10 protein-coding genes are annotated in these 7249 nt (G+C 55.0%); 6 read left to right on the top strand and 4 right to left on the bottom strand.

All coding sequences use genetic code 11. The features are described 5' to 3' along the window. Positions 1-62: 62 nt before the first annotated feature. From glmU to HMPREF2907_RS08155, 4 genes are all read right to left on the bottom strand, one after another. Positions 63-1436 carry a bifunctional UDP-N-acetylglucosamine diphosphorylase/glucosamine-1-phosphate N-acetyltransferase GlmU gene (gene glmU, locus HMPREF2907_RS08170; protein ID WP_070682012.1) on the bottom strand — a complete coding sequence of 458 codons (1374 nt, stop codon included), beginning with the start codon at positions 1434-1436 and terminating at the stop codon, positions 63-65. Between the two features lie 113 nt (positions 1437-1549). Then, positions 1550-1741 carry a hypothetical protein gene (locus HMPREF2907_RS08165; protein WP_049228049.1) on the bottom strand — a complete coding sequence of 64 codons (192 nt, stop codon included), beginning with the start codon at positions 1739-1741 and terminating at the stop codon, positions 1550-1552. 106 nt (positions 1742-1847) lie between these two features. Beyond that, positions 1848-2138 (bottom strand): hypothetical protein, encoded by a 291-nt coding sequence (locus tag HMPREF2907_RS08160; RefSeq protein WP_003755616.1) that lies wholly within the window; start codon positions 2136-2138, stop codon positions 1848-1850. A 62-nt stretch (positions 2139-2200) separates the two neighbouring features. Further along, positions 2201-2857, bottom strand: a complete 657-nt coding sequence (locus HMPREF2907_RS08155) for a pyrimidine 5'-nucleotidase (RefSeq protein WP_003743183.1) — start codon at positions 2855-2857, stop codon at positions 2201-2203. A gap of 62 nt (positions 2858-2919) precedes the next feature. Between HMPREF2907_RS08155 and HMPREF2907_RS08150 the strand changes: the two genes are divergently transcribed. The 6 genes from HMPREF2907_RS08150 to HMPREF2907_RS12005 all read left to right on the top strand — a co-directional run. Beyond that, entirely contained in the window at positions 2920-3921 is a 1002-nt protein-coding gene (locus tag HMPREF2907_RS08150; protein WP_003743182.1) for a thiamine ABC transporter substrate-binding protein, read from the top strand. A 97-nt stretch (positions 3922-4018) separates the two neighbouring features. After that, on the top strand, positions 4019-4267 hold the full coding sequence (locus HMPREF2907_RS08145; RefSeq protein WP_070682008.1) for a methionine-binding protein: 249 nt from the start codon (positions 4019-4021) through the stop codon (positions 4265-4267). 169 nt (positions 4268-4436) lie between these two features. Beyond that, entirely contained in the window at positions 4437-5387 is a 951-nt protein-coding gene (locus HMPREF2907_RS08140) for an adhesin (RefSeq protein ID WP_070682005.1), read from the top strand. A gap of 3 nt (positions 5388-5390) precedes the next feature. Further along, positions 5391-6785: a MafB family polymorphic toxin gene (locus HMPREF2907_RS08135; RefSeq protein WP_070682002.1), complete on the top strand. Its 1395-nt coding sequence runs from the start codon at positions 5391-5393 to the stop codon at positions 6783-6785. Then, complete coding sequence (locus HMPREF2907_RS08130; RefSeq protein ID WP_070681999.1) at positions 6773-7003, top strand: hypothetical protein; 231 nt, start codon at positions 6773-6775, stop codon at positions 7001-7003. Before HMPREF2907_RS08135 ends, HMPREF2907_RS08130 begins: the two co-directional genes overlap by 13 nt. A gap of 45 nt (positions 7004-7048) precedes the next feature. Further along, positions 7049-7249: polymorphic toxin-type HINT domain-containing protein (locus HMPREF2907_RS12005; protein ID WP_318259063.1), on the top strand; the 201-nt coding region annotated here is incomplete at its 3' end.

The raw sequence follows: 7249 nt of genomic DNA, 5'->3' as shown, positions 1-7249 counted from the left end.
CCGGACGGGGGAAGGGACAGATTGCTGTTGCTGCAACGAGTTGCACTGGGCGGTTTACTGCTTTATTTCTTATCCCCTTTTTCAGGACGCACCCAGCCTTCGATGACGGTTTGGCGGGCGCGGGCGAGGGCGAGTTTGTTGTCTTCGACGTTTTTGGTAATCGTGCTGCCTGCGCCTGTCGTAACTTTGTTGCCGAGGGTGACGGGGGCGACTAATACGCAGTTGGAGCCGATGCGGACTTCGTCGCCGATGACGGTTTTGTATTTGTTCACGCCGTCGTAGTTGGCAATGATCGTGCCTGCGCCGAAGTTGGTTTTGCTGCCGACTTCGGCGTCGCCGATGTAGGTAAGGTGGTTGGCTTTGGTGCCTTTGCCGATGGCGGCGTTTTTGATTTCGACGAAGTTGCCGACGTGTACGTCGTCTGAAAGGCGGGCTTGCGGACGCAGGCGGGCGTAGGGGCCGATTTGGTTGTTTTGTCCGACTTCGCAGTCTTCGAGGTGGGAGAAGGGGGCGATTTTGCTGTTTGCGCCGATTTTGGCGTTTTTGATGACGCAGTTTGCGCCGATTTCGACGTTGTCGCCGATTTCGATGTCGCCTTCGAGGACGACGTTGACGTCAATTACGACGTCTTGTCCGTGTTTCAGACGACCCCTTAAGTCGAAGCGGGCGGGGTCGCGCAGGGTAACGCCTGCTTTGAGCAGGGCTTGCGCCTGTTCGGTTTGGAAGATGCGTTCGAGTTCGGCGAGCTGGAGTTTGTTGTTCACGCCGGCGGCGAGGTGGGAGGCGCGCACTTGGACGGGATGGACTTTGATGCCGTCGGCAACGGCTTTGGCGATGAGGTCGGTCAGGTAGTATTCGCCTTGGGCGTTGTTGCTGGAGAGGCTGTCCAGCCAGTTTTTGAGTTTGGCGTTGGGCAGGACGAGGATGCCTGTGTTGATTTCGCGGACGGCTTTTTGGGCGGCGTCGGCGTCTTTTTCTTCGACGATGGCGGTTACGCTGCCTTGGCTGTCGCGGATGATGCGGCCCAAGCCTGTCGGGTCGGCGGGAACGTCGGTCAACAGTCCGACTTCGCTGCCGGCGGCTTCGAGCAGGGTTTCGAGGGTGGCGGTGTCAATCAGGGGAACGTCGCCGTACAGCACCAGCGTGCGGCCTTCGGCAGACAGGTGCGGCAGGGCGGTTTTGACGGCGTGGCCGGTGCCGAGCTGTTCGGTTTGTTCGACCCAGACGACGTCGCGTTTGACGGTGTCCAAAACTTGGTCTTTGCCGTGTCCGATGACGACGCAGATGTTTTGCGGATTCAGGGCGGCGGCGGTGTCGATAACGCGCTCGACCATGGGCTTGCCGCCGATGCGGTGCAGCACTTTAGGCATTTTGGAATACATGCGCGTGCCTTTGCCGGCGGCGAGGATGACGATGTTGAGGGGTGTGGCGGACATGATGGGCTTTCTCGAATGCAATGTTGATAAAGAGGTCATTTGGGGGTCGTCTGAACGGGGTTTTGGTTTCAGACGACCTTTTTATTTGGGTTTGGCGTGCGGACGTTTGGAGGTTATGGTTTGTCGGGTTTGGGGGTGAACCGGTAAGAGTCGGCATGGCTGCCGCGTTCCAAGCGGTCGAGTGTGGTCGGTTTCAGGGGCGTACGCGCGGATGTGTCGGCGGGAAGGCTGTCAAAGTCGTAGCGGTCTGAGGTGCAGCCGCTCAGGATGGCGGCGGTAACGAAAATCAGGGCGAGGGAACGCATGGTTTTCTCCTTGTGAAGGACGGCAGATAGGGAACGAATGCGATGGCGGTTATGTTTGAGGTCGTCTGAAACAAAAAGACGGTTTCAGACGACCTCTGCGGGCAGATTATTCCTCAGTCTGCGTTTCGGGCGCGGCGTGTCCGGCGCCTTGGGGTTTGTTCCATGTCGTGCCGCGTACGTTTTCTTGGTCGCCGTGCAGCGGTTTGAGGGTGCGGCGTTCGGGGCGGTATTGGTTGTAACGCATATCGCGGGAGTAGGTGCCGTCTTCGTAATAGATGCGCGTGCCTTTTTCGTATTTGGGGCGCAGGGAGGTGTGGCCGGATTCGTTTTGGTAGGTTTCCCAAGTACAGCCGGTCAGGGCGGCTGCGGCGGCGAGGATGAGGGCGGTGTATCGCATGATGGTTGTCCTTGTGGTCGGGCGGCTTGGTGCCGTTGTTCAAACCCGATATTGTAAAGGTTTCAGACGAGTGCCGACAGTTTTTCGGCACATTCGGCGAGCGCCTGCATATCTTTTGCAACGGCGTCGGTAAAGGGCAGGGGATGGGCTTTGCTGCCAAACCATACGGTTTTCATGCCCAGCTCTTTGGCTTGGTGCAGGTTGTCCGCGCTGTCGTCGATCATGATGCACTGTTCGGGCGCAGCGTCGAGCAGGCGGCAGACGGTCAGGTAGGCTTGCGGGTCGGGCTTGTAGCGCAGCCCGAAGTCGTCCGTGCCGAAGAGTGCGTCAAAACGGTTTTCCAAACCCAATGCCCCGATGATGGCGCGGACGTAAAACGAAGGACCGTTGGAAAAAACGGCTTTGCGTCCTTTCAGACGACCTAAAACGCTTTCGGTTCCCTCCATGCCCTCTAATTTTGCCAAGATTTGCGCGATGGGATGGCTTTCGCGCAGAAACTCGCGGATGTCGATTTCGGGATGGTGGATTTGCAGGCCGGCAAGCGTTGCGCCGTATCGGTGCCAATAGTCCTGACGCAGGTCGGATGCCGCTTCTTCGGAAAGCTTGAGGCGTTGCGCCATGTAGTCGGTCATGGCGCGGTTGATGATGTAGAAAATGCCGGCATCGGCGTTGTGCAGCGTGTTGTCGAGGTCAAACAGCCAAACGGGGGAAAAGTTCATGTCGTGTGTTGATGCGGATTTTGTTATGATGTTTCGTATTTTACCCGTACAAAGGTTAGAGAATGAAACTGAAATTATCCGCCCTCGCCCTCTTGCTGGCTTCGGCAAACTTATCCGCCCAGACCGAAGTGCGCCTTGCCGTGCACAAATCCTTCAGCCTGCCCCAATCCGCCATCACGCAGTTTGAAAAAGCCAACGATGCCAAAGTCTCCGTCATCAAAGCGGGCAGCGGCAACGAAATGCTCAACAAGCTGATTCTCAGCAAGGCAAACCCGATTGCCGACGCGGTGTACGGTTTGGACAACGCCAATATCGGCAAAGCGCGCGAAGCAGGCATACTGGCGGCGGCGCAGCCCAAATCCGCGCCCGTTTCAGCGGGGATGCCCGTTATCGCGGCAGTCAATTACGGCTACGTTACCCTCAACTACGACAAAAAATGGTTTGAACAGAAAAAACTGCCGCTGCCCAAAACCTTACAGGACTTGACCCGCCCCGAATATAAAAACCTGCTGGTTACGCCCTCGCCCGCCACGTCCTCGCCCGGACTCGCCTTCCTGATGGCGAACATCGGAGGCATGGGCGAAGAGGGCGCGTTCAAATGGTGGGCGCAGATGCGTCAAAACGGCGTGAAAGTCGCCAAAGGCTGGAGTGAAGCCTATTACACCGACTTCACCCAAAACGGCGGCGCGTACCCGCTCGTCGTCAGCTACGCCGCCAGTCCCGCCGCCGAAGTCCATTACTCCAAAGGCAAATACAGCGTGCCGCCGACCGGCAACCTCTTCCTCAAAGGCGGCGTGTTCCGACAAGTCGAAGGCGCAGCAGTCTTGAAAGGCGCGAAACAGCCCGAGCTGGCGGCGAAACTCGTACAGTGGCTGCAGAGCGGCGAAGTGCAAAAAGCCCTGCCGACCGAAATGTGGGTTTATCCCGCCGTGAAAAACACGCCGCTGCCCAAAGTGTTCGAGTTCGCCCAAGCCCCGAAACAAACCGACTCGCCCAGCCGCAACGACATCGACACCAAACAGAAACAATGGGTCAGCCGCTGGACGAAGACCGTGTTAAGGTAAGCGGGAAGGTCGTCTGAAAATCCAAAACGCTTTCAAACTTATCGAAACCGTGTTTTCAGACGACCTCTTTCCGTTTCGTTTTGAATGAAGGAATCCCATGAAGAAGCTCCTACTCTACGCCTTCACGCTGACCGCACTGGGCGGTTGCTTCTACACCGAAACCCCATACGGGCGCACTGCCGTCCTTGATCTGCCCGTCCACTCCCAAACCACCATCAACAAAACCGTTACCGTCAACGCCCCGCCGGGAACGACCGTCATCTATCAGGACAGCGAGCCGGTACACCGCTACGGCTATCCCTACCCGCCTTACCCGCGCCCGTATCCCGCGCGTCGGGTTTATTAAGATCAAAAGGTCGTCTGAAAAATTAATTTCTGCTTTCAGACGACATTATCCTTTTGTCCTTAAAATATACCGTTTAAGTTGTTCTTTACATTTTTTGTTTAAAATTAAATTAAACTAAGGAAGGTTAACCGACCTCAGTTTTTTTAATACGCAAAACCTAAGGAACAACATGAAAATTCTTCTCTCTACACTTACCCTATCCGCCCTCCTGCTCACCGGCTGCGGTACACTGACCGGCATTCCTTCACACGGCGGCGGCAAACGCTTTGCCGTCGAACAAGAACTCGTCGCCGCCTCGTCCCGTGCCGCCGTCAAAGAAATGGATCTGTCTGCCCTGAAAGGCCGAAAAGTCGCCCTTTACGTTTCTACCATGGGCGATCAAGGATCGGGCAACATTACCGGCGGACGCTACTCCATCGACGCATTGATTCGCGGCGGCTACCAAAACAACCCCGACAGCGCCACCCAATACACCTATCCCACCTACGATACTACTGCCACTACCAAAGCCGATGCGCTCTCCAGCGTTACCACTTCCACATCGCTTTTGAACGCCCCCGCTGCCGCCCTGACCAGAAACAACGGACGCAAAGGCGAACGGTCTGCCGGACTGTCCGTCAACGGCATGGGCGACTACCGCAACGAAACCCTGATTACCAACCCCCGCGACGTTTCCTTCCTGACCAACCTCGTCCAAACCATCTTCTACCTGCGCGGCATCGAAGTCGTACCGCCCGAATACGCCGACACCGACGTATTCGTAACCGTCGACGTATTCGGCACCATCCGCAGCCGTACCGAACTGCATATCTACAACGCCGAAACCCTTAAAGCCCAAACCAAGCTCGAGTATTTCGCCGTTGACCGCAACAGCCGGAAACTGCTGATCAAACCTACCTCTGCCGCCTACGAATCCCAATACAAAGAAAAATACGCCCTTTGGACCGGTCCTTACAAAGTCAGCAAAAACGTCAAAGCTTCAGACGGCCTGATGGTCGATTTCTCCGACATCACCCCCTACGGCGACACAACCGCCCAAAACCGTCCCGACTTCAAACAAGGCAATTCCCAAAACCTTGATGTCAGCGACGAAGTCATCCGCCGCCGCGAAGGAGAATAAACCGTGAAACCGCTGCGCAGACTGACAAATCTCCTTGCCGCCTGCGCCGTAACGGCGGCTGCCTTCGGGCAGCCCGCCCTCGCGGCGGACTTAAGGAACGACCCTGTAGTACAGGATTTGCTCCGACGGGAGAATTTCGACCCCGGCAAAAAATTCCACCTCTTCGGCAAAGCACGCGGAACCGTGGCCGAGCGTACCGGACTGATGACCATTTCGCCCACCATCACACAACGGTTGGGCAATTTACAGATGGAAACCGCAACCATCTTCAGTAATCCCGGATATATCGTCCGCTTTTCCGGACACGGACATGAAGTCCATTCCCCGTTCGACAACAGTGCCAGCAAAAGCGACAGTTGGACAGGCGGCAAAGTAACCGACGGTACGGGCATGACCTTTGCCAGCATGTCATGGGACGGCTACGAACACCACCCTGCCGACGGTTACGACGGTCCGCAGGGAGGCGGCTACCCCGCACCTCACGGCGCCCGGGATATTTACTCCTACGTTGCCAAAGGCCAGGTAAGGAGGCAGACTGTTGTTCACGACGACAACCGTTCGACGCAGCAACGGTTTGCGGACAGATTCGGCAACATACCGAAAAATTTTTCCGACCGTGCCGGAGAAGCCAATAAAAAAATGTTCGAACACAACCCCGGGCTCAACCGCTGGGGTAACAGCATGGAATTTATCAATGGTGTCGCCGCAGGTGCCCTCAATCCCTTTCTCAGCGCCGGAGAAGCCATCGGCGTAGGCGATGCGGTTCAAGGGACGGGTTTTGCCATCGATATGGCGACTGCAGCGGCCATCAGCACCATGTCGCCGGACAACGCCATTGCCGCCATCGACCATTTGAGGAGTTTGGCAAAATCGGAAGAAAAAATCGGCAAAACTGTCCGCGATTGGACGGCGGAAAATCCCAATGCCGCCGAAACCGTCGAAGCCATGTCCAACGCCCTGCCATATATCAAAGCCAAAAACCTGACGAAGGCGGCAAAAGCAGGGAAGGCTGCGGTTAGCGGGGATTTCTCAGCCGCCACACAAGCCAAATACAAGCAATATGGGGATGCGCATTCTGCCAATGCCCAATCGGCATTAGCTAAGAAATTGTCAGGTTTGGAAAGTGCTCAAAATAGTGCGTCTAGGACAAAAACTTTACCTGATGGGAGAATCAGGTATTATGAAGCTGAGCGATTTGCTAGAACCGAGGGAAGAACGAGGGGTAATAGCTTTGTTACAGAATATAATCCTAAAACAGGCAGTACCCGACAATGGATGGAAAGTTATGATCATAGCGGGAACGTAACTATGGTTCATCCTAAATCAGTTAACGGACAAAGTGTAACCTCTCAGCATTATCCACCAACAAAACAGGAATTAGATTCATGGAAAAAATAACTCAACAATACGCATATTCTGAACTGCTCAGATTGTTCAATCAAAACGCTTCGGATGAAAAAATTGCGAATCTTGCTTTTGATTTTCTGTATGCTTGGTCAAAAGATAATTCTCCAGAATCGCGTAATATAATCTATGATTTAGCACTTATCGGTGAACCGGGTATGGAACTGACCCGTAATGACATAAAAGAATTGATTGACAGTTTAATTGAGTAAGCATAGGTTGGGCTGAAAATTCCACAATCGAAAGGTCGTCTGAAAATGTGTTTAATTTTCAGACGACCTTCCTTCAATTTAAATGAGATATCGGATTTCGATCCAACCTACGTTTTCTCAACATCCCACACCTGCTCCTTCCACGGCAGCACCTTGGTCAAAACGGCAGACGGCTACAAAGCCATCGCCCGTATCCGGGCCAGCGACCGCGTCTTTGCCAAGGACGAGGCAAGCGGGGAAACGGGA

The organism is Neisseria sp. HMSC055H02 (genome assembly GCF_001813335.1).
Lineage (GTDB): Bacteria > Pseudomonadota > Gammaproteobacteria > Burkholderiales > Neisseriaceae > Neisseria > Neisseria sicca_C.
This window is presented reverse-complemented; position numbering and strand designations above follow the sequence as displayed.

What these genes read in the sequence shown, in the direction of transcription:
- HMPREF2907_RS08145 (WP_070682008.1), top strand. Translation starts at nt 4,019, where the DNA reads ATGAAGAAGCTCCTACTCTACGCCTTCACGCTGACCGCACTGGGCGGT.
- HMPREF2907_RS08160 (WP_003755616.1), bottom strand. Translation starts at nt 2,138, where the DNA reads ATGCGATACACCGCCCTCATCCTCGCCGCCGCAGCCGCCCTGACCGGC.
- HMPREF2907_RS08150 (WP_003743182.1), top strand. Translation starts at nt 2,920, where the DNA reads ATGAAACTGAAATTATCCGCCCTCGCCCTCTTGCTGGCTTCGGCAAAC.
- glmU (WP_070682012.1), bottom strand. Translation starts at nt 1,436, where the DNA reads ATGTCCGCCACACCCCTCAACATCGTCATCCTCGCCGCCGGCAAAGGC.
- HMPREF2907_RS08130 (WP_070681999.1), top strand. Translation starts at nt 6,773, where the DNA reads ATGGAAAAAATAACTCAACAATACGCATATTCTGAACTGCTCAGATTG.
- HMPREF2907_RS08165 (WP_049228049.1), bottom strand. Translation starts at nt 1,741, where the DNA reads ATGCGTTCCCTCGCCCTGATTTTCGTTACCGCCGCCATCCTGAGCGGC.
- HMPREF2907_RS08155 (WP_003743183.1), bottom strand. Translation starts at nt 2,857, where the DNA reads ATGAACTTTTCCCCCGTTTGGCTGTTTGACCTCGACAACACGCTGCAC.
- HMPREF2907_RS08140 (WP_070682005.1), top strand. Translation starts at nt 4,437, where the DNA reads ATGAAAATTCTTCTCTCTACACTTACCCTATCCGCCCTCCTGCTCACC.